Below are 1,480 nucleotides of genomic sequence, written 5' to 3'. Positions count from 1 at the left end.
TTGCAAGGGGAGCCACATTCAAGAAAGCCAAGTCGAGAGACTTGGCTTTTTTTCGTTTGAATAAAAGTAACGCAATTCAATAACACATCAGTTCAACATTAAATCTTGATCTTCGAGTAAATAGACTACATTCGCCACCCTCAATAGAGTAATTGCTCTTACCTCTGTTTATTCATTTGACAGCGAAAAATGTTCTTTTGGGGACTTTTTTTTCTTCGTAAATTTAATCTTCATCATGTTTTGATACCTTTCTGATACCTGCACTACACGACTTAGCTTAAGATTCGTGAATGATACACCATACTTATTATTAGATCGCTGCACGGGGAAATATGAAATTAAAAACGCAAGCTTATTTATTATCAGGCATCATTTTGATTGCCTTGCTCGCACTTACGGCTACAGGTTTATGGACCTTAAGAGTTGCTAGCAACATAGACAACAAAGCTCGTGTGACGGAGCTATTTAAAAGTGCATACAGCATTCTTACTGAAGTCGAAAAAATGGCTATTGATGGCACTCTAGAAGAACAACAAGCCAAACAGCTTGCCACTCGCCTACTGCGCAACAATATCTATAAAGACAATGAATATGTATATGTTGCTGATGAAGATATGACTTTTGTCGCAACACCTTTAGATCCGCAACTACACGGAACCAGCTTTAATGATTTTAAAGATGGCGATGGAAATAGCGTTGGCCAACTTATTCAGCGAGCACTTGGCAATAGAACAGGACAAATAGTCGAGTACACCTGGACACAAAAACTCCCCGACGGAAGCATTGAGGAAAAACTGTCCATCGCAGAAAAAACACCTCATTGGGGTTGGGTTGTAGGTACAGGTATCGGCTTCAATGAAGTCAACGCAAGGTTTTGGTCAACAGCACAATGGCAACTGATTTTATGTTTGGCTATTGCTGGTGTCATTCTTTCAAGCTTGATTATCTCAATTAAACGTATGCTATCGCTACTTGGCGGTGAACCCAAAGACGTAAGAGAAGCAGTACAAGCTGTCGCAGAAGGAAAAATTCAAACATCGTTTGAGACTCAAGCTGAGCAAGGCAGTATCTATCACGCTGTACAACAAATGAGTCAATCACTGGCAGAGTTAGTATCAAACCTTAACTCTTCAATGCTAGCGTTAAGAGGCGAATTACAGCGCGTGGAAGATCGTGCAGGTTCTATCGCTCAACTTACTGAAACTCAGCAACAATCAACTGAAATGATCGCAACAGCAATGACTGAGATGGCGTCTTCAGCAAATAATGTTGCCGATTCAGCTGGCGATACAGCTCGTAACACCGACGAGGCAGACAAACAAAGCCAACATACTCAGCTCCTAATCCACAACACAGTAGATAACATTCAAGGCCTAGCAGGACAATTAGGTACAGCCAGTGAAGCTGTCGCTAACCTAGATAACGACGTAAACAATATTGTTAAGGTATTGGACGTTATAGGTGATATTGCAGAACAAAC

1 protein-coding gene is annotated in these 1,480 nt (G+C 40.9%); it reads left to right on the top strand.

The window, feature by feature from the left end; genetic code table 11:
• Window positions 1-332 precede the first annotated feature (332 nt).
• Window positions 333-1,480 (top strand): cache domain-containing protein (locus AB4653_RS18255; protein ID WP_372104918.1); only part of this gene is annotated, 1,148 nt, incomplete at its 3' end.

This window comes from Vibrio sp. 10N.222.48.A3, assembly GCF_041475345.1.
Taxonomy (GTDB): Bacteria; Pseudomonadota; Gammaproteobacteria; order Enterobacterales; family Vibrionaceae; genus Vibrio; species Vibrio tasmaniensis_A.
Note: the sequence above shows the minus strand (reverse complement) of the source record. Positions and strands in the feature narration are given on the sequence as shown.